Annotated in this window: 19 protein-coding genes; 7 read left to right on the forward strand and 12 right to left on the reverse strand. The window is 72.0% G+C overall.

The window, feature by feature from the left end; translation table 11 throughout:
• Positions 1 to 158: 158 nt before the first annotated feature.
• Positions 159 to 1640, reverse strand: coding sequence for a hypothetical protein (locus OG905_RS04035; protein ID WP_328666208.1), 1482 nt, complete (start codon positions 1638 to 1640; stop codon positions 159 to 161).
• A gap of 152 nt (positions 1641 to 1792) precedes the next feature.
• Between OG905_RS04035 and OG905_RS04040 the strand changes: the two genes are divergently transcribed.
• Positions 1793 to 2029 carry a DUF6059 family protein gene (locus OG905_RS04040; protein WP_328666209.1) on the forward strand — a complete coding sequence of 79 codons (237 nt, stop codon included), beginning with the start codon at positions 1793 to 1795 and terminating at the stop codon, positions 2027 to 2029.
• On the opposite strand, the gene OG905_RS04045 is transcribed toward OG905_RS04040, so the two are convergent.
• The 7 genes from OG905_RS04045 to OG905_RS04075 are packed head-to-tail and all read right to left on the reverse strand — an operon-like array spanning position 2005 to position 11251.
• Positions 2005 to 3084 (reverse strand): GntG family PLP-dependent aldolase, encoded by a 1080-nt coding sequence (locus OG905_RS04045; RefSeq protein ID WP_328666210.1) that lies wholly within the window; start codon positions 3082 to 3084, stop codon positions 2005 to 2007. The genes OG905_RS04040 and OG905_RS04045 overlap by 25 nt on opposite strands.
• Complete coding sequence (locus OG905_RS04050; protein ID WP_328666211.1) at positions 3081 to 4553, reverse strand: aldehyde dehydrogenase family protein; 1473 nt, start codon at positions 4551 to 4553, stop codon at positions 3081 to 3083. Before OG905_RS04050 ends, OG905_RS04045 begins: the two co-directional genes overlap by 4 nt.
• Positions 4550 to 5644: a hypothetical protein gene (locus tag OG905_RS04055; protein WP_328666212.1), complete on the reverse strand. Its 1095-nt coding sequence runs from the start codon at positions 5642 to 5644 to the stop codon at positions 4550 to 4552. The genes OG905_RS04050 and OG905_RS04055 overlap by 4 nt, the downstream gene beginning before the upstream one ends.
• Positions 5645 to 5658: 14 nt before the next feature.
• Positions 5659 to 7437 carry an asparagine synthetase B family protein gene (locus tag OG905_RS04060; RefSeq protein WP_328666213.1) on the reverse strand — a complete coding sequence of 593 codons (1779 nt, stop codon included), beginning with the start codon at positions 7435 to 7437 and terminating at the stop codon, positions 5659 to 5661.
• Position 7438: 1 nt separating this feature from the next.
• On the reverse strand, positions 7439 to 8455 hold the full coding sequence (locus tag OG905_RS04065; RefSeq protein ID WP_328666214.1) for an alpha/beta hydrolase-fold protein: 1017 nt from the start codon (positions 8453 to 8455) through the stop codon (positions 7439 to 7441).
• Positions 8448 to 9884: an MBL fold metallo-hydrolase gene (locus OG905_RS04070; protein ID WP_328666215.1), complete on the reverse strand. Its 1437-nt coding sequence runs from the start codon at positions 9882 to 9884 to the stop codon at positions 8448 to 8450. Before OG905_RS04070 ends, OG905_RS04065 begins: the two co-directional genes overlap by 8 nt.
• Positions 9881 to 11251: a formylglycine-generating enzyme family protein gene (locus tag OG905_RS04075; RefSeq protein WP_328666216.1), complete on the reverse strand. Its 1371-nt coding sequence runs from the start codon at positions 11249 to 11251 to the stop codon at positions 9881 to 9883. The genes OG905_RS04070 and OG905_RS04075 overlap by 4 nt, the downstream gene beginning before the upstream one ends.
• Before the next feature lie 576 nt (positions 11252 to 11827).
• On the opposite strand from OG905_RS04075, the gene OG905_RS04080 reads away from it, so the two are divergent.
• Genes OG905_RS04080 through OG905_RS04105 form a run of 6 tightly spaced genes read left to right on the forward strand, consistent with a single transcriptional unit; the run spans position 11828 to position 18350 of the window.
• A complete protein-coding gene (locus OG905_RS04080) occupies positions 11828 to 13060 on the forward strand; it encodes an ATP-grasp domain-containing protein (RefSeq protein ID WP_328666217.1) in 1233 nt (410 codons plus the stop codon).
• 26 nt (positions 13061 to 13086) lie between these two features.
• Positions 13087 to 14517 carry a hypothetical protein gene (locus OG905_RS04085; protein WP_328666218.1) on the forward strand — a complete coding sequence of 477 codons (1431 nt, stop codon included), beginning with the start codon at positions 13087 to 13089 and terminating at the stop codon, positions 14515 to 14517.
• A gap of 1 nt (position 14518) precedes the next feature.
• The gene (locus OG905_RS04090) at positions 14519 to 15814 is read left to right on the forward strand and encodes an MFS transporter (protein WP_328666219.1); all 1296 of its coding nucleotides are present in this window, start codon (positions 14519 to 14521) and stop codon (positions 15812 to 15814) included.
• 10 nt (positions 15815 to 15824) lie between these two features.
• Positions 15825 to 16277, forward strand: a complete 453-nt coding sequence (locus OG905_RS04095) for a pyridoxamine 5'-phosphate oxidase family protein (RefSeq protein ID WP_328666220.1) — start codon at positions 15825 to 15827, stop codon at positions 16275 to 16277.
• Positions 16274 to 17074: a phytanoyl-CoA dioxygenase family protein gene (locus OG905_RS04100; protein WP_328666221.1), complete on the forward strand. Its 801-nt coding sequence runs from the start codon at positions 16274 to 16276 to the stop codon at positions 17072 to 17074. Before OG905_RS04095 ends, OG905_RS04100 begins: the two co-directional genes overlap by 4 nt.
• A 4-nt stretch (positions 17075 to 17078) precedes the next feature.
• Entirely contained in the window at positions 17079 to 18350 is a 1272-nt protein-coding gene (locus tag OG905_RS04105; protein WP_328666222.1) for an ATP-grasp domain-containing protein, read from the forward strand.
• On the opposite strand, the gene OG905_RS04110 is transcribed toward OG905_RS04105, so the two are convergent.
• The 4 genes from OG905_RS04110 to OG905_RS04125 all read right to left on the reverse strand — a co-directional run bounded on the left by OG905_RS04110 (position 18326) and on the right by OG905_RS04125 (position 23293).
• Positions 18326 to 19855 (reverse strand): FAD-dependent monooxygenase, encoded by a 1530-nt coding sequence (locus OG905_RS04110; RefSeq protein WP_328666223.1) that lies wholly within the window; start codon positions 19853 to 19855, stop codon positions 18326 to 18328. The two genes, OG905_RS04105 and OG905_RS04110, sit on opposite strands and share 25 nt — an antisense overlap.
• Before the next feature lie 75 nt (positions 19856 to 19930).
• Complete coding sequence (locus OG905_RS04115; protein ID WP_328666224.1) at positions 19931 to 21160, reverse strand: beta-ketoacyl synthase N-terminal-like domain-containing protein; 1230 nt, start codon at positions 21158 to 21160, stop codon at positions 19931 to 19933.
• Entirely contained in the window at positions 21157 to 22422 is a 1266-nt protein-coding gene (locus tag OG905_RS04120; protein WP_328666225.1) for a beta-ketoacyl-[acyl-carrier-protein] synthase family protein, read from the reverse strand. Before OG905_RS04120 ends, OG905_RS04115 begins: the two co-directional genes overlap by 4 nt.
• 49 nt (positions 22423 to 22471) lie before the next feature.
• Complete coding sequence (locus OG905_RS04125; protein WP_324976363.1) at positions 22472 to 23293, reverse strand: AfsR/SARP family transcriptional regulator; 822 nt, start codon at positions 23291 to 23293, stop codon at positions 22472 to 22474.
• Between the last annotated feature and the right edge of the window lie 309 nt (positions 23294 to 23602).

A 23602-nucleotide genomic window follows, 5' to 3' on the forward strand; every position in this document is an offset into this window, starting at 1 on the left:
GTTGCGGCCGGAATGCCGCCCGTGACCGGCGTTCCTGACGGAGCGCCAGGCGCGTGGCACCGGGGAGCGTCCCCCCTTCCCGGCGCCGCGCGCCACCCGGCCGCCCCCGTGGCTCCTGACGACCACGCGGGCGGCCGGAACTCTGCCCCGCGCGCCGTTCATGCGGCAGCCCCCACCGGCACGAGGAAGCCCGGACGCCGCCCGCCACGGCCCGTACGACCCGGTGCCGCCAGGGCTCCCAGAAACGCGGCGGCCGTATCGGTGCTCGTCAGGGTGTTCAGCAGCAGCGCCCATGCCTCTTCCTGCTGGGCCCAGCCGTTCCCGAAACGGTCGGTGAGAGCGTCGCGTACGGCTCCGTGCCAGGGTCCGGCCGCCAGGTGGGAGCGCCGGTTCAGGATGCGGGGCTGGCGAAGCAGCAGCAGCTCGGGCGCCATCCGCAGCCCCGTACGCTCGGCGACCGCTGCCGCCGCGTCGAGCGCGCCGCCCACGCTGCGGCATTCGCCGATGGCCGCGTCCAGAGCCAGGTCGACCGCCGACAGCCCACGGCAGAAGCGCTCGTGCTCGGCAAGGAACCGGGCCGCGGACACCGCGGTGTGCTCCTCCAAGCCGAGCCTGACGAGCAGCTCGGGCGAGTGGACCCGGTGCACGAGCAGCAGGGCCCAGCCCGCGGAGCGCACGGGGTCGAGGGTCCACCGTTCGGCCAGAGGCGCGTGCTTGGGGCGCAGCGCGTGTTCGGTCAGGGCGGCGATGTGCCGCTGCAGTTGCCGCACGGTGGCGGGGGTGACGCGCGTGGGCGCGGACAGCAGCGAGAAGCCCGGCATACGTACGGGGGTGGCCCGCGGCACGGTGCCGGGCCTGCGGATCAGCTTGACCTTGTGGGTGGGCGGCAGCAGCCCGTGACCGCGGGCCTCAGCGACGAGGCCGGCGAGCAGTTCGTTCAGCCGGGGCAGCCCGTGCCCCGCCGGTGCGGCGGATCGGCACAACGGCTCACCGTGCATCAGCCAGCGCCAGTTGTGCTCAGCTGCACCGTCCCGCAGTCCCGCCGTACGCGCCCAGGATTCGGCAATGGGAGCCAAGTCCGGTACGGGCTCGGACACTTCGGCCAGCCGGCGCAGTGTGCCGGGCGGCAGCGGGCGGAGCCGGCCGGTGGACCACCAGGGCTGTCCGTCGGCGGCGCGACGGCGAGCTGACAGCCACTGCCAGGTGGCCTCCACGAGCTCCCCGGCCTCGGCTCGCTGTCGTGCGCAGGACGCCAGGCGGGCGTCCTCGTCGGCCTCCAGGGCGAATAGTGCGGAAGCGGTCGGCGGTGCGGTGTCGCCGGTCAGTTCGGCGACCAGCCGGGTCAGCCCCAGAAAGGCGATCTCGTCGCCGAGCCGGCGGGCCCGCCGCACGGCGGGCTCGGGGTCGCACCCGGCCAGCCCGGCGCCTTCCAGCTGCAGATCGGCCAGCAGATCCTCGATGTCTTCGACCGTGGCGCCCTCGTCGCCACCCGGGACGGACAGCTCGGCGAAGGCTCCGAAGTGCTCGTCCTCGGGATGCACGACGGCTTCGTCGAAGCCGTCGATCCCCAGGCCCGCCCGGGTGTGCGCGGCCGAAACCCTGCGCCCCTGCGGCCACTTCCTGCTCTGGTCACGGGTCATCGTCGTCCCTCCTCCCGCCCCGGCGCCGGGCCCGGCGGGTGCTCAGAAGTGTGTGGCGGTGTGTTCGAGCCGGGCTCGACCCCGTCTCGAAGCTGTGCCGAGCGGCGGGCCGGACAGTGACGGGAACCGGCCCGGTCCGCGACGAGGGAGTGATGTCAGCCGTGAAAGCCTCCTTCATCCGCCGCCTGCTCACCGCGCTGTGCCGCGGTCTGGTGGCTCTGGGCATGCAGCACACGGGCGGCGAGCCGGGGCACCCGTACCCTCCGCTGCCGCCCGAGCCGGCCCCCGATCTCAAGGGCCCGCCCGCGCGCCACCCGGAGCGGCTGCGCCCGGACATTCCGCTGAGCCCGCTGGAGCAGGCGCTTCAGCGGGAGCTCGAAGCGGGCTGAACAACGCTCGCGGAGGCGGTCCGCGCGCCGGCCAGCGCGCGGACCACGTCCGGCACCGCCGCGGCCTCGTGCTCGCGGTGCACGACGAAGCGCACCCGGCCGTGGTCGAGGGGCAGCACCAGTACCCCGTGTGACGCCAGCCGCCGCTGCAACTCCGCGGCGTCGAGCCCGGCCAGCCGGACCGTCACGATGTTCGTCCGCCGGGGCGGCACGGCCACGTCCGCACCCCGAACCGAAGCAAGTCCGGCCGCCAGCGCGGCAGCCAGTGAATGGTCGTCGGCCAGCCGGGGCACCCGTCGCAGGGCCACGAGACCCGCGGCCGCCACAACGCCGGCCTGGTGCATGGTGCCCCCGAGCTGAAGGCGCAGCTCACGGGAGCGGTCCACGAAGGCGGCGCCCCCGCACAACAGCGAGCCGACCGGCGCGCCCAGGCCTTTGGCCAGGCAGAAGGTGACGCTGTCCGGGGCGGCCGCCAGAGTCTGTACGGATACCTGCCGGGCAACCGCCGCATTGGCGAGGCGTGCACCGTCGAGGTGGACATGGGCCCCGTACCGCCGGGCGAGCGCGGCCAGGCTCCAGGTCGTTGCCGCATCCAGGGCGTTGCCCGTCTGGAGCATGCAGGTGTTCTCCAGGGAGACGATCAGCGGCTGCCCGCGGCCGTCGTCGAGTGCCCGGGTGAACGCGGCCGGCTCGGGGCTTCCGTCGTCGCGCTGCGCCACCCCGACGAGCCGTACACCGCCGAAAAGGCGCATGGCCGCGCTCTCGAAGCGGGCGATGTGGGTGTCCTCGCCGGTGACGAGGCGGGTGTGCGCGCCGGGTGCGGCGGGTGCGGCGGCCAGGACCGCGACGAGGTTGGCCATGGTGCTGCTCGGCAGGAACAGCGCCGCCTGTTTGCCGGTGAGCCGGGCGCCCTCCGCCTCCAGCGCCAGGACGGTCGGGTCGTCCCCGTACGCGTCGTCTCCCACCTCGGCCTCGGCCATGGCGGCCCGCATCGCCGCGTCGGGACGCGTGCGGGTGTCGCTGCGGAAGTCGAGGCACGGCGGCTGGTCGTTCACCGGCCCGCCTCCGGCAGGTGCGGCTGCTCGGCATGGGCGATCCAGACGGCGCGGGAGTGGGTGTACTGGTCGGCGGCGTGCACGCCCAGCTCGCGGCCGTAGCCGCTGTGGCCCATTCCCCCGACGCTGATGGTCTCGTCCGTGTCGCCCCAGGTGTTGAACCAGAGCAGTCCGGCCAGCAGTTGCCGGGCCAGCCGCTCGATACGGCCGCTGTCCGCGGTCCATACGGAGGCGGACAGACCGTAGGCGGTGTCGTGGGCCAGGCTCAGCGCCTCGTCCTCGGTGCGGAACGTCCGTACCGCGAGCACCGGGCCGAACAGCTCCTGGCGCCACGCCCGGCCGCTCGTGGCCACCTGGTCGAGGACGACCGGATTGACGTAGAAGCCCTGGCCGCACGCACCGGGAAGGCTCGGCCGCAGCGCGCTCCGGCCGGGCGGGAGGTGCGCCGATGCGCCCTGTGCCACGGCCTCGTCGACGGCCGCGGCGACCCGGTCCACGGCCTGCCGGGTGATCAGCGGCCCGAGGTGCGTGCCCGGGTCGTCGGTCGGGCCCAGGGTCCGTGAGCCCGCGCGGGCGGCGATCTCCCGTACGAAGTCGGCGTGCACGGACTCGTGGACGACGAGCCGGGAGGCGGCGACGCACATCTGGCCGGAGTTTCCGGTGAACGCCTCCACGGCCGCCTCGGCGGCTGCGGCCAGATCTGCGTCCGGGAAGACCACGAGCGGGTTCTTGCCGCCGAGTTCGAGCGAGACCCGCTTGACCCCGGCCGCGCAGCGCCGCGCCACGTCGCGCCCGGCGGCGGTGGAGCCGGTGAAGGAGACCGCGGCGATGCCGGGCAGTTCGCACAGCAGCTGCCCCACGCCGCTGCCGCCGTAGGCGGCGCCGAGCAGATGGGGCGGCAGGACTTCCTCGGCCGTTTCCACCAACAGGCGTACGGACAGGGGGGTTTCGGGCGCGGGCTTGACGACCACGGCGTTGCCGTACGCCAGGGCGGCGGCGGCTTTCCAGGAGGCCATGAGCAGCGGGTAGTTGGCCGGGCAGATGGCGGCGCACACGCCCAGCGGAACTCGGTCCGTATAGGCCCGCAGGCCCGGCCCGGCGGGGTGCACCTCGCCCGCGGGGTGCAGCGCCGCATGGGCGAACCAGCGGAACGCGCGGACGGCGAAGTCCACTTCCCCGCCCACACGTCCGACGGGTTTGCCCGCGCCCCGCCGCTCCAGCTCGATGAATTCCTCCCGTCGCTCCTGGACGAGATCCGCCAGCCGGTGCAGGCGCTCGGAGCGGTGGCGGGGTCCGGCCGTGCTCCAGGCGACCTGGGCTGTGGCGGCGCGCCGTACCGTCCGGGCGCACTCGTCCGCCGTGCTGTCGGGCAGGACGTCGAAGCACTCCCCGGTGGCCGGGTCGTACAGCGGCCGCCCGCGGCGGCTGCCGGGCGAGGCGGTGATCAGGGATGCGGCGGGGGAGCTCACCGTGCGACCCCCCGACCCGCCAGCGGTGTCCCGGCGAGCAGGGTGTCGAGGCAGCCGAGGACGAACTCCTTGTCCATCCCCAGCCCGGAGCTGGTCAGGAGCTTGCCCTCCACCCCCTGGTCCTGCCAGACGGCGTCGAAGGAGCCGACCGCCGGATCCACGAAGGCCACATGCACGGACCGGCCCCGGACCCGGGTCTCCTGCGTACGGGCCGGGTGCTTCTCGCGCTCCGGCGGGTACGGCATCCGTCCGGCGCCCGAGCGCTGCAGGACCAGCCGCAGCTCGCCGCCGCCCGCCGCATTCGTGTAGATCACTTCGAGTTCCCGCGCGCCCTCGCCGCCGGTGAAGACGGCGGCGCTGTCCGATGCGAAGCCGCCCAGCTCGGCGGGGAGGCCCTGAGCCGCGAGAAAGGAGGGGAGTTCCGCGGTGGGCACCCAGTCCCCCTCGTGCGGGCGATCGCGCCGGTGGAAGAAGTACAGCCCGGTCGGCACCGAGATCATGTCGGTGGTGTGCCTGGCCCAGTACGAGAGTTCACTGAACGGCGTACGCACGATACGCGCCGGGGCCTGCCCGTCGGCCGGCCGCAGCGCACGGTACAGCTCCACCAGCTCCTCGTCGCTGAACTCACCTTCCAGCACGGAGAGTTCGACCGTCGTTCGGCTCATGCGCGCGGAGGCGGCGCGGTGCCCGAGGTAGTCGGTGCCCAGCCAGACCACGCGCCCCGCACCGATCGGGAAGGCACGGGTCTCGCTGCCCCAGAGGCAGGGGTGGTCGGCGGCGGGGAAGGCCCAGTCGTACAGGAACTGCTTGAGCCGCAGCCGCCGCCCGCCGCCGCTGATCTCGGTGCGGTACGCGGCCGGGTTGGCATCGGACCACGGGGTGCGGCCCGCGCTCGCCGCGGTGCGGCCTGGCGGGGCCTCCTTGCGCAGGGTGCCGACCGCCGAGTCGCAGCGGCCGGGCAGTTCGGAGGGGTGCCACAGTGTGAAGTTGCACCACGGCTGGGCCTGTTGGGGTGCCAGCCGGGGCGGCACGTCCTCCAGTTCGGCCGCGTCGGCGACCGTGTTCCACTGCCAGGTATGGGTCGACGCCATGGGTGTTTCTCCTTCTACATGGGGGTGGGCTCCGGCGTCCGCAGCCGCTCCAGCCAGGCGGAGCTGGAGGCGAGGAACATCAACTCCCCTGCCCCCAGGGCGTCGTAGAGGTGCCCGGGCAGGCCGGTGAGTCCGAACGGCAGTCCCTGCTCGGCCGCCAGGTTCCGCAGCGCCTGCTCGTAGACGGGGTCGGTGGGCGAGGGGAAACCCTGCTTGCGGCGCTGGACGACGGCGGGCGGCAGCAGGGTGCCGAGCGCGGATTTCAGCAGTTCCTTGTGGCGGCCGGGCGCCGAGGGGCTCTTGAGATGTTCCGGGCAGCGGAAGGCGAGTTCGGCCAGGGTGACGTCCTGGAACACGGGCCGGTCCTCGAGTGTGTACGTCGAGGAGGTGAGGTCCACCATGTCGTTGACGTAGACGAGGAAGCGGCGCATCAGATGGTGTCTGCCGCGCTTGAGCGGGTCGAGGGTGTCCAGCGCCCGGTACTCCCTGAGCACCCTGTCCCACACCCGCTGCCTGATGTCGTCCATGTCGACGCCGAGTTCGCGTGCCAGCCACTCGATCAGTTCGCCCCACAGCGGGCGTTCGTCGCGGTACAGGCGGTGGGTGAGGTAGTGGCGGCCATGCACGTGAGTCGCGGCCGCGGGGTCGACGACGGGGAAGTAGCCGCCGTCCTGGTAGCCCCACATCTCGTCGGCCCCGTGTCCGGAGTAGACGACGACCTGGCCCTCGGCGGAGATCCGCCGGTAGAGCTGGTACATGGCGAGTTCGGCGCCGTGCAGCAGGGGCCGCATGAGCCGGTGCGCGACCTCCGGGACGAGGGTGACCGCGTCGCGGCGCGACAGTTCGCAGACGGTGAGCGGGACGCCGTGGGCGTCGGACACCAGACGGGCGTAGTCGACGTCGCTGCCGGAGCCGCCGATGCCGTCCTCGTAGTGTGCGACATAGGGGGCCACCTCGACTCCATTGCTGTGCAGCGCCGAGAAGATCGCCGAGCTGTCGACGCCGCCGCTGAGCACCGCGGCCCGGGGCACGTCCGCCACCGAACGCAGGGCGACGGCGCGGTCGAAGGCGGCGCGGATCTCCTCGGCACCGACCACCTCGTCGGACGGCTCGGGCTGCCAGTAGCGGCGTAGGCGCACCCGGGGCGAGTCCACGACCAGGTACTCGGCCGGCTGGAGCGCGCGGATGCCGGACAGCCAGGTGTGTTCGTCCGCCGCGTCCATCCGCACCCAGGAGCGCAGCACGAACTCGGCGGGGTCGACCTCCGGCCGGATCAGTCCGGTGGCGAGCAGGGCCTGGGCCTCGGAGGCGAAGAGAAGCCCGTCGTCGGTGTAGCAGTAGTGGAGCGGCTTGACGCCGAAGTGGTCGCGGGCCAGGACGGTGCGCCGGGTGCGGGTGTCGTGCCAGGCGAGCGCGAACATGCCGTCCAGGTTGCTCAGTACGGCCGCTTCGTCGGTGGCCCGGCTGACCTGTTGCAGGACGAATTCGGTGTCGCAGTGGGTACGCCGTGGCCACGGCGGCGCGAGCGGCGCGCGGGAGGCGTACACCTCGCCGTTGTTGACCAGTACAAACCGCCCGTCGGGGTCTGCCATGGGCTGGTCTCCGGCGCCGGTCCGGTCCTGGACGGCGAGCCGGACGCAGGCGAGCATCGCCGCGCCCGACGGTGCCACCCAGGGGGCGGCCGCGGATTCGCCGCGGTGGGCCATCGCCTCGGTCATGGCGGTGCCGAGTGCCGCGAGCCACTGCCGCTCGCGCGGCGCGCCGAGCGGGATGAACCCTGCGATGCCGCACATGTCAGCGCCCTCCCGTGGTGACTGCCGCGGTGTGCCACACCCGGCCGAGGCGGCCCAGGGAGGCGGTGAAGCGGTGCTCGATGCCGTGGTGGCCGCCGTCGTGTTCCTGGTATTCGTGCGCGATGCCGAGCTCCTGCAGCGTGGCGTGCAGCGCCCTGACGCCCCAGTGCATGTGGTATTCGTCGCGGCGCCCGGTCTCCAGGTAGAGCAGCCGCAGCGCCCGCAGTCGTTCGGCGTGCGCGGCGGCGGTGCGTACGGGATCGTGCCGCAGCCAGCGCTCCCACACCTGGGGGCGGAAGAGCCCGGTGCGCGGATCGCAGGGCAGGGTCTGCGCGGCCCGAAACCCGGGCTCGGGGGCGTAGCACATGCCCATGGCCAGCAGACTCATCGCGACCATGAACGCCACATCGTGCGGCCCGCTGTCGCGGCGATCCAGGAACTGCTCGATGCCGCCCGCTGCTTCGATCGTGTCCAGTACGCCCGGGAGCAGCGGCAGATAGCAGTGCTCGAAGCCCGCGTCGGGGGTGTGGGCGAGTACCGCGCCGAAAAGGTCGGTGTGCATGGCGGCGATCAGGGCGCCGTAGCCGCCGCTCGACTTGCCCGCGATCGCGCGACAGGCGGGCTCGGCCCGGGTGGCAAAGCGCCGGTCCACCTCGGCGACGACCTCGGTGAGGTGGGTGAGGTAGCGGCCGCAGGCCGGAGAGTCGATGTACTGCGAACCGCCGTACGCGGTCGTGCAGTCCGGCACCACCAGGAGCGCCGCGGGGATCTCGCCGCGCGCCATGGCCGCCTGGAGCCGGCCGGCCACCGAGTCGCCGAACGCCAGCGGGCGGTTCGTCAGGGTGGGGGCGGCACCGAAGCCGGGCAGCCAGTAGACGACGGGGTGGCGCGCGTCCTCCCGGTATCCCGGCGGCAGCAGCACCTCGATCCGCCGGGTGTACGGGTCCCCCAGCGGGTTGTCCCGCAGGCAGTTGCTGTGGTGGTCGACGACGACGCGCCGCCCGGCCGTCTCACCCATCGCCGGGCCTGCCCAGGACCTGGTCAACATGCCGGGTGTAGTGGACGGGCTGGTGGAAGACGGCGGAGAGCAGATTGCTGTTGCTGGCCCACAGTCCGTACGAGCTGCCGTAGAGCAACTCGCTGTCCAGCAGGGCCTGCAGGGTGCTCGCGGCGATCTCTGTGTATCCGGTGTCCTGGGTGAGGTGCCGGCGGGCCGGTCCGGGTCCCAGATGGACGACGCGGCCGGTCACCGGGTCCAGAAGGTGGCTGTGGGTGGCGCCTTCCTCGCCGCCGCCCTCGCCGCCGCCCTCGCCGCCGCCCTCGTGCAGCGAGATGGTGTGGGTCGCGCCGCTGTCGATGGCGCGGTACCAGAAGTCGGTGCCGACGAGGCGTTCCATCAGGTCCGCGAGCAGGTCTTCGGCCCTGCGAGTCTGGCGGCCGTGGCGGTCGCGTTCGGGGGCGAACTGCGGGACGGCGGTGGCCTCGTCCAGACTCACCTCTGCGTAGACGGCCTCGAAGTCGTACCCCTTGGGCGCATGGGGGCCGTTGTGCAGTTGGGCACTGCCGTCGGCGACCTCGATGATCTGTCCGGGCCCCCACAACAGACCGTCCTTGCCCAACTCGCGCAGGCGGCCGAGGGCTTGGTAGGGGGTGAGGGGAAAGATGGTGCGGTTGCACCAGGAGTAGTCCTGAGCACCCTCGCCGCTGACCTTCCAGCCGAAGGACGACGGGACGGTCAGGCCCGCGTTCAGGGTGGTCGCGTAGCGGTCGAAGTTCGCGACCGCGCGGGCGCGTACGGACTCGGTGTCGGCGAGCGGGCGGCGCTCGGTGAGCACGCCGGGCGGCGACATGCTGTGCGCCGGCACGAAGGCGACGTCGATCCGGGGGGCGTCGGGGCGGGCGAAGTGCCGCACGGTCGACTCGTGCAGGATCGCGTCGCCGCAGAGCATCACGGACGCCTCGCCACTCTGCACCAGGATGCTCATCTCGGGGAAGGTGACGTCGGAGACGAAGGTGTGCAGGACTGTGTCGCCCAGGTGCAGGGTGCTGCCGGGGGTGAGGGGGGTCAGGCGTTCGAAGCCGAGGCGGCGCAGGGTCCATTGGATCGCCTGGTGGCCGAGTCCTGATCCGGTGAACCGGGGCGGGACGGGGCCGACGGGGAAGACGCAGTCCGTGTCCGGCGCGCGGTGCGGGCTGTCGTCGAAGTCGACCTCACTGTCCTGAAGGATCCGGGCGAGGGAGGGGAAGTGGTGGTGGTCGAAGTGGTGGTGGCTGAAGACGATGTGGTCCACGCCGCCGTCCAGGACGTCGAGCAGCCCGTCGGGCAGCGCGGGATGGTGCTCCCAGAAGCGGTCCAGACGCTGGGTGAGCCACGGGTCGACCAGGATGCGCCGCTCGCCGGTCTCGATGAGGACGGCGGCATGCCCCAGGGATGTCAGCCGCATCATTGCGCCTCGTACACGCAGCGGAATCCGACCTCGTTGTGCAGATCGGTGATCAGGTCCTTGCCCCGGTAGAAGGTGGTCAGGCACACCGGCGGCGAGGTCCAGGTGCCGCCGCGCAGCACATGGAAGGCCTCTTTGCGGTTCATGAACTCCATGGGGTGGCGCCCCTTGAAGAAGGGATCCATGTCCTCGCCGGTGTAGTAGTTGGTGCGGGTCAGCTCCCATACGTTCCCGGACATCTGGAGCACGCCGTAGGGGCTGGCGCCCGTGGGCAGGCTGTCGGAGGCGAGCACCGGGTGGGGCGGGGTGTCGTCGGGGGTCGTGGTGACCAGCAGCGCTTCCAGCTCGTCCAGGTCGGCGACCGGCCGGCCGTAGGAGCGCTCGACGTAGTTCACCCGGTCCGGCTCGAAGCTGTCCCCCCACGGGTAGGCGCGGCCGTCCGTACCGCGGGCCGCCTTCTCCCACTGCAGCTCACTGGGCAGGGTGCCGCCGGCCCAGTTGGCGAAGGCCCAGGCGTCGTACCAGTCGAGGCCGACCACGGGCATGCCCGGCTCGTTGAAGCGGGCGTCGTGCCAGTGGGCCGGCTGGTGGTGGCGGCGCTCCTCGGGCTGGTCCGGGTGGTCGTATTCCCCCGTGTCCGAGGCCTTGTCCAGGAACTCGGCGTAGCGGGCGTTGGTGACGGTGGTCCGGTCGATGTGGAAGGCGGGCAGGGTCTCGGCACGCAGCGGGTTGTCGCCCTGCTTCATGCGGAAGGGCCCGCCGGCGGACGAGGCGGTACCGGCCAGGAAGGGACCGGCGGGCACCAGCACGACGTCGTCGTTCAGGCGCGGGCGGCGGGCGTGCGCGGCGACACGGGCGCGCATGTCCGTGAAGTACTCGTCCTCCAGGCGGCGCAGCTCCTGAGGGTCCCGGGTGCCGAAGATGGCGAGCAGGGCGCGCTTGGTGAACGCGGCCCCGCAGCCGACCGGTTTGCGGGCGTAGTCGTCGCGGGCGAAGTTGCTCGGCCATCCCGAGATACGGATCATGTCCGGCACGGCAGCCCGGATACGGTGCTCGGTCACCACCTTGAGGGCGGTGAACGCCACCCAGTCCACGGGGTCGTGGGTGGCGGCGGCGACCGCGGCTGCCGCTGTCGCGTCGTCGCGGTGGTGGGCGGCGAGAAGTCGTACGGCAGCGGCGCGCACCGGCCACTGCGGGTGCTTGACCGCGAGGCCGATGAGCAAGGGGATGCCGGCTCGGTCCCGGCCGCGACGGTCGGCGAGATCCACGACGGCCTCGACCGACGCCCAGTAGCGCGCGTCGTCCGAGTGGTCCACCTCGAGAAACTCCGGCGACAACTCCACGGTCGCCGACGGAAGGTTGCCAACCACCAGATCTCTCCCTCAAGACGTTGTGAAGCCGCCCGCACTGTCATACATGCGGGCGGCTTTTTAGGTATTTCGGGGTGCGTGGAACGGGTGGAGCAGTATTACCACTTCTCGATGCCCTGGCCGTTGTCACGCGACCCGATGAAGTCCTTCTCCATGAGAATCCTCCTCCTTCCACAAAGGGTAAGTCCAGCGACCTCAATCAGTCGCCGAGCGGAATCAGAGTGAATCCCGAGTCACCGGATCGTCAATAGCGAATTCACGGGGAGGCTGTGAGGGCTGGCCGATTTTCACGCTTGGACCCCGCAGACTCGCCAAGCACGAGCAGTGTTCGCCCTGTTGAGAACAGAATCCAGTCACGCCGCAGTGTACTCACACCTGGCCGGAAACATACGTCGACAGCAATGACAAGTTTCGGATAGCAATGACAAATCTCTCCGGGGAGCTACAAATCTTTGCCTGTCCGGAGAATCAGGGGGCCTTCCGGCGCTAGCGTCCCAGCGGCGGGCAGTTCAGCCGCAGCCGCACAATTGCTCTCCTTCACGAGAGCCGCGTCGTGAGAGGTACGGGGTGAACTCAGTGGCCGATACCGGGAATCTTCCGCTGGTCCTCCTGGTGCACAGTGGCGTTCAGCAGTTCCGCGAATATCTCCTGTCGATGGCCGCCACCCATGCCCGTATCTGGCTGTTCCTGGACACCGAGCCCACGTGGGAGCTGCCGTATCTGTGCGGCCACACCGTGGTCGACCTCCATGACGCCGGCGCCCTGAAGACCGCGGCCCGTTCGGTGGCGACCCGGCACACCGTGGCCGGGGTGCTGTGCTGGAACGAGCTGCTGGTGGAGCAGAGCGCCCGGCTGCAGCAGGAGTTGGGCCTGCCCGGTTCGCCGCCCGGGGCCGTAGGGCTGTGCCGCGACAAGCACGGCACCCGCCGGGCCCTCGATGCCGCGGGCGTGCCCCAGGCCCGCTCCCTCCCCGTGGCATCGGCGGCCGAGGCCCAGCGGGCCGCGGACCGTATCGGCTTCCCGGTGGTCGTCAAGCCGCGCGGTCTGGGGGCCAGCGTCGGAGTGAGCCGGGCCGCATCGCCCGCGGAGGTGGAGGCGGCGTACACCGCGGCGGGAACCGTGGTCATGGCCGGTGCGCCGGACTTCGGCGGGAGCGTCCTGGTCGAGGAGTACCTGCGCGGCGAGGAGATCAGCATCGACGCGGCACTGCTCAACGGCGAGCTGACCACGCTGTACATCGCCCGCAAAGTCTGCGGATTCGAGCCGTACTTCGAGGAGATCGCGCACAGCGTCGACGCCGCCGATCCGCTGCTGGACGACCCCGAGCTGCTTGACGTGCTGCGGCGGGCGCATGCGGCGGTGGGCTACGACACCGGGATCACCCACACCGAACTCATGCTGTCGGCGGCCGGACCCAAGGTGATCGAGATCAACGCCCGCCTCGGCGGCGATCTCATTCCTCTCGTGGCCTCGTTCGCCTGCGGGGTCGACCCGGGTCACTGGGCCGTCGCGATCGCCTGCGGCCGCATACTCCCACCACCCGAGCGCCGCCGTCATTGCGCGGCGATCCGCTTCCTCTACCCCGAACAGGACTGTGTGGCCGCCGGCGTGCACGTGGACGCGGCGGCACTGCCCGCCTCCGCCGTGCGGGCGCAGGCGCTGGCTGCGCCGGGCCAGGAGCTGCTGCTGCCGCCCGCCGGTCACATCATGAGCCGCTACGGCTATGTGCTCGTCACCGGGCGGAGCGCCGACGCGTGCTGGATCGAGGCCGACAAGGCGGCTCACGCCGTGCGGCTGAGCACCGCGTGACCCCGAGGGAAAGGCAGTTGCCCGCCATGGCGACCGACAGCACGAGGTCCGACAACACGACGACCGACGACCTGACCACGGACCCGGTGACGGGGGCGTTTCTGCGCGAGAGCGCGGATCCGCACAGCCCGCTGCACACCGTCCTCAAGGAGATCAGCCTGCCGCCCGCTCTCGCGGCGGCGGCAGGCAACCGGCTGCTGTCCCGGCCGCTCTTCGCCCCGCAACAGGCAGTGGAGCGAGCAGCGGCCGATACGGCGGGCTTCTTCGAGCTGATCACCTCGCTGCCGCAGCGGCTCTTCGACGGCGACCTGGACGCGTACTGCCGCGCGCTCGGCATCGACGAACGCACCCAGAAACTGATCACCCGCCTCGGCGGCGGTGCGCCGCCGATGTACGGGCGCACCGACATGAGCTTCGACGGAAGCCGATTCCGGCTCCTGGAGTTCAACATCGCGAGCGAGCTCGGCGGCATCGACCGCGCGGGCACGCTGCCCCGCCTGTGGGCACAGGCCCCGGGTTTCGCGTCCTTCGCGGCCGAGCACGCGCTGACGTATCTGGACACCGGCCACCTGGTCGCCGAAACCCTGCGGGCGGCTGCACACCCGGTGGCGGGCGGACGCACCCCGGTCGTCGCCCTGCTCGAAGCGCCGGGCGGGCTGGCCAAGTTCGGCGCCGTGTGGGAGGCGGTCGCCGAGCTGATGCGCGCCGAGGGACTGGACTTCCGCGTCGGTGAGGTGAACGCGGTCCGGAGCCGCGGGAACCGGATCACCCTGGGCGGCACCGCAGTGGATCTGGTGCTGCGCTGCTTCTGCGCCGAGGAGATCCTGGCCGAGCCCGACGGCGAGGCCATGGTGGAACCCCTCTTCCAGGCCCATGAGCAGGGCACCGTGGTGCTGTGGACGCCTCTCGAGTCCTATCTGTTCAGCAACAAGGGCGCGCTCTCGCTGCTCTCCCGGCCCCGCCTGCGCGATCGCTTCAGTACCGAAGAGCTTGCACTGATCGACCGGCTGCTGCCCTGGACGAGGTCGTTGCCGCACCACGCACGCACCAGTGCCCCGGACCTGTTCGCCGAGTGCCTGGACCGGCAGGACGAGCTGATCCTCAAGCCCCGGGCTCAGTACGGCGGTTCGGGCGTGCTGGCCGGATGGGAGACACCCGCGGGCCGGTGGCGTCGTGCACTGGAATCGGTCGATGTCTCGGGCGCCGTCGTCCAGGAGCGCGCCCGCACCCGTCCGGAACCCGTCCTCGATCCGGCAACCGGCCGCGCCGAGGACTGGCGGACCGTGTGGAGCCTGTTCCTCACTCCGGACGGGCACGCGGGCACCTACGCCCGCGCGCTGCCCGCCCACGCGGGCGCCGTGGTGGGCATGGGCGCCGATCAACGGGCCTGCACGGCAGGCGTGTTCACCTACGACGCCCCCGCCTGGCCCGGCGACACCTCGGCAGCGGGGGTGTGACATGGGACTGCTGCGGCAACCGGCGTTCCGCCGGCTGTGGGCGGGCCAGGCGGTCACCCAGTTCGGTACGCAGATCAGCATCCTCGCCCTGCCACTGACCGCCCTGACGACGCTGAATGCCAGCGCGTTCGAGGTGAGCGCCGTTCAGGCCGTGCAGGTCGCGCCGTATCTTCTGATCGGGCTGCCCGCGGGCGCCTGGGTGGACCGGATGCCGCGCAAGCCGGTCCTCATCACGGCAGACCTCGTGCGGGCGCTGGTGCTGCTGACCGTCCCGGTCAGCCATGTGCTCGGTGTGCTCACGCTGGCGCAGCTGTACGCCGTCGGGCTGACGATCGGCGCGGCCACCGTGTTCTTCGACATCGCCTACCAGTCCTATCTGCCCGACATCCTGCCCGCCGAGGACCTCGCCGAGGGCAACTCCAAGCTGGAGCTTGCCCGTTCGGGCGCTCTGGTCGGCGGGCACGCCGCGGGCGGCTGGCTGATCGGGCTGCTGCGCGGGCCCGTGGCGCTGTGCGTGGACATCGTCTCGTTCCTCTTCTCCGCCGTGATGGTGTGGCGCATCCCCGGCCGGCCCCGCCCCCCGGAGCCTGCCGCGCGCACCGGCCAGCTTCCGTGCCAGGACATCATCCAGGGCCTGAAGTTCGTCAGGCACCACCGGCTGCTGGCCCCCATCACGATCACGTCGTGCCTGACCAATCTGTCGTACGCCATGGTCTCGGCCCTGCTCGTCACGTATGCGACCCGTCAGCTGGGCTTCTCACCGGCCCGGATCGGCCTGGTGATGGCGCTGTCCAGTGCCGGGATGGTGGGCGGAGCGCTCGCCTCCCGGCGGGCGGCCCGGCGCTTCGGCACCGGGCCCACCATCGTCGCCGCCTCGCTGCTGTGCGGTGCCGGACCACTGCTGCTGCCAGTGGCCGCGTACGCGGCGCCCCACGCCCTGCTGGTCGATGCCCTGCTGGTCGGCGGCCTGCTGATCCAGGCGGTCGGTGTGGTGGTGCTCAACGTCAATCAGGTGAGTGTGCGTCAGGCGGTCACCCCCCGGCCGCTGATGGGACGGATGAACGCCACTGTGCGCTTCGTGTCCTGGGGCGCGCTGCCGGTGGGCGCGCTGCTCGGGGGTGCACTGGCCCAAGTGGTGGGACTGCACAGCGCGATGTGGCTGTCGGCCCTGGTGGGAGCCCCCGTCTTCCTCGGTCTGGCCCTCTCCGACGTGCGCCGCGTCGGCGCGGACGGCGGCCTGCGCAGCGAGGAGCCCGGTAGATTCGCCGCGGTCGGCAGGCCCCGTACACCCCGATGAGGAGAACACCATGACTCTCGCACCACCGCGCAGCCGCGAAGAGCGCCGCCGCGATGTCCTCGTGCACTTCGAGAAGGACGTCGACACCTGGGTGTCCACCGCGGACTCCGACGGCGGGCCCTATCTGGTGCCGCTGTCCTTCCTGTGGGACGGCACCTTCTTCTACATCTCCACGGTGCGCACCTCGCCCACCAGCCGAAACCTTCTGGCAGGCGGCCGGGTGCGGCTCGCGTTCGGTGCGACCCGCGATGTTGTCCTGGTCGAGGGCGTCGCCTCACCCGTTCAACCGGACGACGTCGGGCCCGAGTTCGGGGACACCTTCGCCGAGAAGACCGGCTTCGATCCGCGTGAGCTGAAGACGCCGTACCAGTACTTCCGTATCAGGCCCCGGCACGTGCAGGCGTGGCGGGAGGTCAATGAACTGTCCGGGCGCGACCTCATGCAGGAGGGCAACTGGCTATGACCCACAACGTGACCGATGCCGCCGTCGGCACCCTGGAGGGCGGCGGGTTCGTCCCGCTGCCCGGCCTGGTGCCGGCGGCGGGGCTCGCCCGGCTGCGCCGCGCCGCCGCGCAGCTGCGCAAGGAAGCCGCCCGCCTTGACTCCTCGGCCGGGGACTTCGTCCTGGAGGCGGCGGGCGTGGGCGGCTGGGTGGCCTGGCAGCAGGGCGATCCGCAGGTCGCCGGGCTGCTGCGCTCGGTGAGCCGGGCCCACCACTACGCACCGGACCTGGCCGCGCTGCAGGCCGAACTGGACCTGCCCGAGAGCCTGGTGCCCCAGCTCGTGGGCGCGCCGGGCGTGCTGGTCAACTCCTTCCTGTGGGCCAAGCCGCCCCGGCTTGGCTCGGAGAAGCCGTGGCACCAGGACATGGCGTTCGCTCCCGACGGCTTCGACACCGACGCCCACAGCGTGGTCACCGTCTGGGTGGCGGTCGAGGCGGCGACCGAGGCCAACGGCTGTCTGCAGTTCATCCCCGGCTCCCACCGGCACGGCCTGTTCGAGCACCGCGGCGTCCGCGAACGACGCCCCGGCGAACCGCCCCTCGCGGACGCCGTCGAACCGCATGTCGACCCGGCCCGGGTACTGCCCGCACCTGCGCCCGTGTCGGTGCCGCTCCCACCCGGTTCGGCGGTCGCCTTCGACGGGATGATGCTGCACCGCTCCGCCCCCAACTCGACGGTCAGCGAGCCCCGTACGGCGATCAGCTTCGTCTATCGGGTACCGAGGCCGGCCTGGTCCCACCCCGACCGTCGGAGGTAGTGGCATGCCCGTGCACACCATGAACGAGCGGGTCGCCGTCGTCGTCGACGGCTACTCCACCGGAGCGCTGTACGCGCCCGCCTTCGCCGCGTACGGAATCGGCACGGTGCACGTGGAGAACCGGGCGGAGCGGGCCGGAACCTTCCGCGCCACGTACGCCCCGGAAAGCTACCGGGCGGAGTACTCCTTCGACGGCGACTGGGAGACGCTGCTGCGCTCCCTGGGGCGGTATCACGTCGGGTGGGTGGCCGCGGGCACCGAATCGGGCGTGGAGCCGGCCGACGAGCTCGCCGCCCGGCTGGGGCTCAGGAGGAACAACGAGCCATCCTCCTCGGCCGCGCGCCGGGACAAGCTTCGGATGCAGCGGGCAGTCGCCGACGCCGGTGTGCCGGCCGCCTGGCACGCCGCGGTCGCCACCGCCGAGGAAGCGCACGCGGTGACCGCCGGGCACGGCGGCGGACCGGTCGTCGTCAAACCCCTGCGCAGCGCGGGCACGGACGGCGTGTTCTGCTGTACGAGCCCGCAGGAGGCCGCAGCCGCCGCGGACAAGCTCCTGGGCAGCCGCAGCGTGTACGGCCAGACCAACGCGGCCGTACTCGTACAGGAGTATCTGCGCGGTGACGAATACATGGTCAACTGCCTCTCCGCGGACGGGCAGCACACCGTCACGGAGATCTGGCGCTCCGTCAAGACCGTGCTGGCGGGCGCGCCCGTGTACGACTACATCGATCTGATCCCGCCCCAGAACCCCGACGCGCAGCGCGTCGCCGCGTACGTACGAGACGTCCTGGACGCGCTGGGGACCCGCTGGGGTCCCTCCCACACCGAGGTCATCAACACCGCCGCCGGGCCGCGGCTGGTCGAGAGCGCGGCACGCCCGCAGGGCACCATCGATGTGTCGGCGGTGACCCGGGCGACCGGCCGCAACCCGGTGGCCAACACCGTGCACGCCATGCTCGTCCCCGATCTCTACACCTCCAGGCGGCTGCCCACCGCCCCGCTGGCCGAGGCCCGTGGTGTGAGCTTCATCTGCCCGAGCAGCGGGCGGCTGCGCCGGGACCTGGACTGGTCCCGGCTGCGGACCCTGCCCTCGTACCACAGCATGCTCGCTCCGGCCGGACGCGCGGGTGAGTTCGTCCGTCGCACCAAAGACCTGTTCACCCGGCCCGGCGCCGTCTATCTGATCCATCGGGACCGCTCGGTGGTGGAACAGGATCACGCCACCATCCGGCAGTGGGAACGCGACGGCTTCTACGACATCGAGGTCGACGACTGAGCAGCCGGTCGGCTCCCGTCCGCCGCGAACAGATCGGTCTGTACGTGGACTTGGGGCTGGCCATAGGCGATCCGCCGGGTGATGCGCGCGCCGAGCGGTGTACGCGTGACGAGCCGCGCGGCTCGGGCCCGCAGGAAGGCGGCGAGTGGTCCGCCGTGCCCGAAGAAGGCCGCGGCCTGCAGGCGCTGCATCCGCAGCACGGCGTCGGCGGCGGGTCCACGCGCCGCCTCGAAGGCGGCCAGGCGCGCCTGTGAGCAGTCCCCGGCGGCGAGGGCGGCGACGAGCAGCGGATGCAGGACGGCGGCGTCCTGGAGGGCCTGGTTGATGCCCTGCGCGCCGAGTGGGCCGTGGGTGTGCGCACTGTCTCCGGCCAGCACGAGGCCGTCGCGCACCCACTGACCGGCCCGGGCGGCGAAGACGTCGAGCAGTGTGAGGTCGGACAGCTGTGTGAGGTGCTCGTCGATCAGGTCGGCCAAGTACGGCAGGGCGGCGGCCAGTTCGCGCCGGATGTCGTCGATGCCGCGCGCGGCGGCCTGCTGCCAGGTGTGGTGGGGCAGCGTCCAGCCGATCCTGAGCCGGTCGGGCCAGCAGTCGTGGACGAGTACCGCGGCGCTTCCCGCCCGGTGCACCCGCACCCGGCCGGTCGTGCGGCCGGAGGCCGGAAGCGCGAACCACACCACGTCCTGGTCGAAGGCTTCGGTTCGGCCGGAAGCGATCCCGGCGAGCTGCCGGGTCTTGGAGAACCGTCCGTCGCAGCCCACAACAACCTGGGCCCGCACGGTGGCGCGCCGCCCGCCGGGTCCGCTCACCACGGCCCCCGCGCACGCGCCGCCCTCGTCCGGGTGCAGCAGGCTGCTGATGCGGTGGCCGCCCAGGTAGTGGAATCCGGGCAGTTGGCGGCAGCGGGCCAGGAGTTCGTCGAGCAGATGGCGCTGCGGGAGGGCGAGCAGCCGGTTGTACGGTGCGTCGAGGCGGCGGTAGTCGATGTCCAGGAGCAGCCTGTCCCGCTCCAGGACCTGGAATCCGTCCAGGGCCACGGCGCCGCGGCCGCTGGCCGCCTCCAGCACCCCCAGCTGGTCCAGGATGCGCTGGCCGCCGGGCTGCAGGATCTCGCCGTGGAAGTCGCGGCCCGCCGATGGAGAGCGCTCCACCAGCACGACCCTCACCCCGGACCGCAGCAGCATCAGTGTGAGGGCGAGACCTGCCGGGCCCGCGCCGACGACCACCGCGTCGGTGTGCAGGGTGTCCGTGCCGCGGACGGCCAAGGCGCGGTTGACGAGGTCGAGGTACTGGCGGGGGGTCTCGGCCTCGTCGATGGCCTCCTCGTCGAGGCCGATCCCGTGCTCGTCCTCGATCCGGGCGGTGGTCTGCAGGATCGCCAGCGAGTCGTATCCGAGGTCGAAGAACGGCACGTCGAGCACGCCCTCGTCCAGGTCCCCGGCCTCCCCCTCCCCCGCGCATGCGCGCAACAGGGCGGTCAGGTCCGACAGGTTGAACGGTGCCACGGTGGCCTCTCTTCCTGCGTGCTCGGCACGCTCGTGGTGCCTGAAGGGGTGTCCTGAGGGATGCCTGGCGGGGTGTCAGCCGGGGCCGCGTACGACGGCCGCGGAGTTGAACCCGCCCCTGTCACGGGCCAGGACGAGCGCGCAGCGCAGCACGCCGCCGCGCCGGGGCTCGCCGATCACGAGGTCCAGCGGGCAGTCGTCCGCGGTGCGTTCGGTCGCGGTGGTCGGCGGCACCACGCCGTCGCGCAGGGCGAACAGGGCGGCGGCCAGATCGAGGGAGGAGCCACCGGCCAGCAGGCGACCGGTCATGGTCTTGGGTGCGGTGACCGGGACGCCGTACGGGCCGAACAGTGCGCAGATCGCCTCGGCCTCGGCCCGGTCGGCGCCCCGCTCGCCTGCCGCGTCGGCGAACACGACGTCGATGTCGGCGGGGCTCACGCCGGCGTCGGCCAGGGCCAGTTCGGCCGCCGCGCGCAGCCGGGGCACGCCGGGCCCGTCGAAGGTGGCCGCGCATCCGGCGACGGTTCCGTAACCGGCCGCTCCCCGGGCCTGTGCGGTATCCGCGTCTTCGAGGACCATCAGCGCGCCGCCCTCACCCAGGACATGCCCGCAGGCGTCCGGGGCGAACGGCCGGTAGGCGCGGGCCGGTTCGGCGACAGTGCTCAGGGAGCCGGCCGCCAGGTGCGCGGCCCAGGCCCATGGGCACAGCGCCGAGTCGACGCCACCGGCCAGCATCAGGCGTGAGCCGTTACGCAGGTGCCTGCGGGCCTGTGCCACCGCGTCCAGGCCGCCCGCCTGCTCGGTGACGACGGCGCCGCCGGGGCCGTGCAGTTGGTGCCGGATGGCGAGCTGGCCAGGGCCGGCCGCGGGGAACCAGGCGCTCGCGTGGTAGACGCTGACGTGCCGTCGCCCCTTGCTCCACAGTGCCTGCAGCTCGCTCTGGCCGAGTTCGACACCGCCTGCGGAACTGGCCGTGACGACACCGGCGTTGCTGTCGGCCGACAGGGCGGGGGCGGCGTCCGCGTCGGCCAGGGCCTCGGCTGCCACGGCGAGCGTGAGCCGGGTGATCCGGTCGGTGGCCGGCCGCAGCCGGGCAGGAACGTGGTCCTCGTCGACGAAGCCGTCGATCTCGCCCGCGACCCGTACCGGATATTCGTCGCCGTCGAATCGGGTCAGCGGCCCGATGCCGCTCTCACCGCGCAGCACGGCGGCCCACCAGGCGCGGGCGCCCAGGCCGTTGGGGGCGGCGACCCCGATCCCGGTGACGAGGGCGACGGGCTTCTCCCGGCGCGTACGGGCGCTCATGGGGACGCTGCCGGACGCGGGCGGGTGAGGACCACGGCGCTGTGGAATCCGCCGAAGCCGCTCCCGACGCCGAGCACCGTGTCGATGCGCTGCTCGCGGGCGGTCAGCGGGGTGTAGTCGAGGTCACAGGCCGGGTCGAGGGCGTGCAGATTGGCGGTGGGCGGCACCACACCGTGTTCGATGGCCAGCGCGCTCGCGGTCACGTCGAGGGAGCCGGCCGCCCCGAGGGCGTGGCCGATCATCGATTTGATGGAGCTGACGGGGATGCGGTAGGCGTGTGGGCCGAAGCTGCGTTTGAGGGCCTCGGTCTCGTACACGTCGTTCTGCCGGGTGCCCGCGCCGTGGGCGTTGATGTAGTCGACATCGCCCGCGTCGATCCGCGCCTGGTCGAGTGCGGCCCGGATGGTCCGCGCCAGTTCGTGGCCACCCGGGCGCAGCCCGGTCATGTGGTAGGCGCTGCTGCGCCGGGCGAAGCCGGCGATCTCGGCGTACATCCTCGCGCCGCGGCGGCGCGCGTGCTCGAACTCCTCAAGGATCAGCACGGCCGATCCCTCACCGAGCACGAAGCCGTCGCGCGTCCGGTCGAAGGGGCGCGAGGCGGTCTGTGCCTCGTCGTTGCGCCGGCTGGTCACCTTCAGCGCGTCGAAACCGGCCACGGTGATCGGGGCGATGGGCGCCTCGGTGCCACCGGCGATCATGACGTCGGTGCAGTCCTCGCGGATCAGGGCGGCTGCGTGCCCGATGGAGTCTAGGCCCGAGGTACAGCCGTTGGAGAACAGTGTGACGGGCCCCTGCGCGCCGCTGTCCAGGGCCACTTCGGCCGCCAGCGAGCTGGGCACGAGGTAGTCGAGCAGCTGCGGCACAGCGCGGTTGTGGTCGACGTGCCAGGTGGATCCGCAGTCGCTGACGACGGCGTACTCGGTGCTCAGGCCCGTGACGCAGCCGGCCGCACTGCCGAGCGCGACCCCGGTGCGCAGTGGATCCCCCGTACGGTCCAGGCCGCTGTCGGCGATCGCCTCACGCGCGCTGACAAGGGCGAACTGGGCCGCCCTGTCGAGGCGTTCTGTCTCTTCGGGGGTGAAGTGGTGTTCGGCCGGGTGGAAGTCGGCCTCGGCGGCGATGCGGGAACGGTAGGGGGTGGGGTCGAAGAGCCTGATGGCGCGGGTGGCGGTGCGGCCCGCGGTGAGCAGCGACCAGAATTCCTTCGTGCCCACTGCGCCGGGCGCGACCACGCCCAGGCCGGTGACGACGACGCGCCTCATCGTCCCTCCCCCACGCCTGCCCCCGCGCCGCCTGCCCTGTCGGGCGGACTCACGCCGCGTACAGGTCGAAGGTCGAGGAGCGCCTGGGGCCCGCGACGACGTCCAGCATCGGGTCGACGGCCAGGATCGCCTGGTGCAGCCGCTGCAGTTGGGGGGACGGCTCCACGCCCAGGTCCTCGATCAGCCGCCTGCGCAGGCGGCGGTAGACGTCGAGCGCGGAGGCCTGCCGGCCGGAGCGGTAGAGCGCCACCATGGCCTGCGAGTGCAGTCCTTCGTGTTGTGGGTGACGGGCAATCAAGTCGGTGAGTTCGGCGATGAGTTCACCGTGCCGGCCGAGCCGCAGGTCGGCGTCGATGCGGCGTTCCCGGGCGACGAGGCGGCTCTCCTCCAGCCGGGTCACCTCGATCTCCAGGATCGGGCCGACGCGTACGTCCACGAGCGCGGGCCCCTCCCAGAGGTCGAGGGCTTCGCGCAGGCAGCGTGCCGCCGCGTGGTCATCGCCCTCTTCGAACGCGTCCTGGCCCTGGGCCACCAGGCTTTCGTACTGGTGCACATCCACCGCCTCGGACGGGATCTGCAGCAGATAGCCGCCGTAGCGGGTGGCGAGCACGTCCTTCGCGGAGCCCGGAGCATCGGGCCCCATGGCCGTGCCGAGCCGCCTGCGCAGCTGCAGGATGTACGTCTGCAGGGTGGTCAGGGCGCTGGGTGGAAGGTCCGTGTTCCATATCTCCTCCATGAGGGTCGGAACCGGCATGACCCGTCCCGGGTACAGGGCGAGCAGGGCCAGTATCTGGCGGGGCTTGCCGGCGGTCGGAACGATCGAGACTCCGTTGACCTCGGCACTCAGTGGACCCAGAACCTTCATCTTCACGATTTCCTCCGTACCTGGCCGGCCTCCGCCGTTTCGAGCCGGTATCCGGAGAAGCACCGTAACCGTGTTCGACAGCCATCCCCGTTGCACTCCGCTGCCTTTCGAGCCGTTCTCCGGCGGTGCGGCCGCCTCCGTTTCCGGCCGCGCGACGCGTGCCCTGAACGAGACTCAAGAAACGTTTCATGGTGCGCTGAGCAGCACTGGTGCCAGTCCCGGGCACAGCGCGCGGCGTCTATGGTCCGTACGGCGAGGAGTTGCGCGTCATGAATTCCAAGAATCTTTCAGGCGGATCACCGGACGGATCTTTCG

This window comes from Streptomyces sp. NBC_00322, assembly GCF_036147535.1.
Classification (GTDB): Bacteria; Actinomycetota; Actinomycetes; order Streptomycetales; family Streptomycetaceae; genus Streptomyces.

Bases quoted from the DNA above. Each gene is read 5' to 3' on its own strand.
- OG905_RS04035 (WP_328666208.1), bottom strand. From the start codon at position 1,640: ATGACCCGTGACCAGAGCAGGAAGTGGCCGCAGGGGCGCAGGGTTTCG.
- OG905_RS04040 (WP_328666209.1), top strand. From the start codon at position 1,793: ATGTCAGCCGTGAAAGCCTCCTTCATCCGCCGCCTGCTCACCGCGCTG.
- OG905_RS04055 (WP_328666212.1), bottom strand. From the start codon at position 5,644: ATGGCGTCGACCCATACCTGGCAGTGGAACACGGTCGCCGACGCGGCC.
- OG905_RS04060 (WP_328666213.1), bottom strand. From the start codon at position 7,437: ATGTGCGGCATCGCAGGGTTCATCCCGCTCGGCGCGCCGCGCGAGCGG.
- OG905_RS04065 (WP_328666214.1), bottom strand. From the start codon at position 8,455: ATGGGTGAGACGGCCGGGCGGCGCGTCGTCGTCGACCACCACAGCAAC.
- OG905_RS04070 (WP_328666215.1), bottom strand. From the start codon at position 9,884: ATGATGCGGCTGACATCCCTGGGGCATGCCGCCGTCCTCATCGAGACC.
- OG905_RS04085 (WP_328666218.1), top strand. From the start codon at position 13,087: ATGGCGACCGACAGCACGAGGTCCGACAACACGACGACCGACGACCTG.
- OG905_RS04090 (WP_328666219.1), top strand. From the start codon at position 14,519: ATGGGACTGCTGCGGCAACCGGCGTTCCGCCGGCTGTGGGCGGGCCAG.
- OG905_RS04095 (WP_328666220.1), top strand. From the start codon at position 15,825: ATGACTCTCGCACCACCGCGCAGCCGCGAAGAGCGCCGCCGCGATGTC.
- OG905_RS04100 (WP_328666221.1), top strand. From the start codon at position 16,274: ATGACCCACAACGTGACCGATGCCGCCGTCGGCACCCTGGAGGGCGGC.
- OG905_RS04105 (WP_328666222.1), top strand. From the start codon at position 17,079: ATGCCCGTGCACACCATGAACGAGCGGGTCGCCGTCGTCGTCGACGGC.
- OG905_RS04115 (WP_328666224.1), bottom strand. From the start codon at position 21,160: ATGAGCGCCCGTACGCGCCGGGAGAAGCCCGTCGCCCTCGTCACCGGG.
- OG905_RS04120 (WP_328666225.1), bottom strand. From the start codon at position 22,422: ATGAGGCGCGTCGTCGTCACCGGCCTGGGCGTGGTCGCGCCCGGCGCA.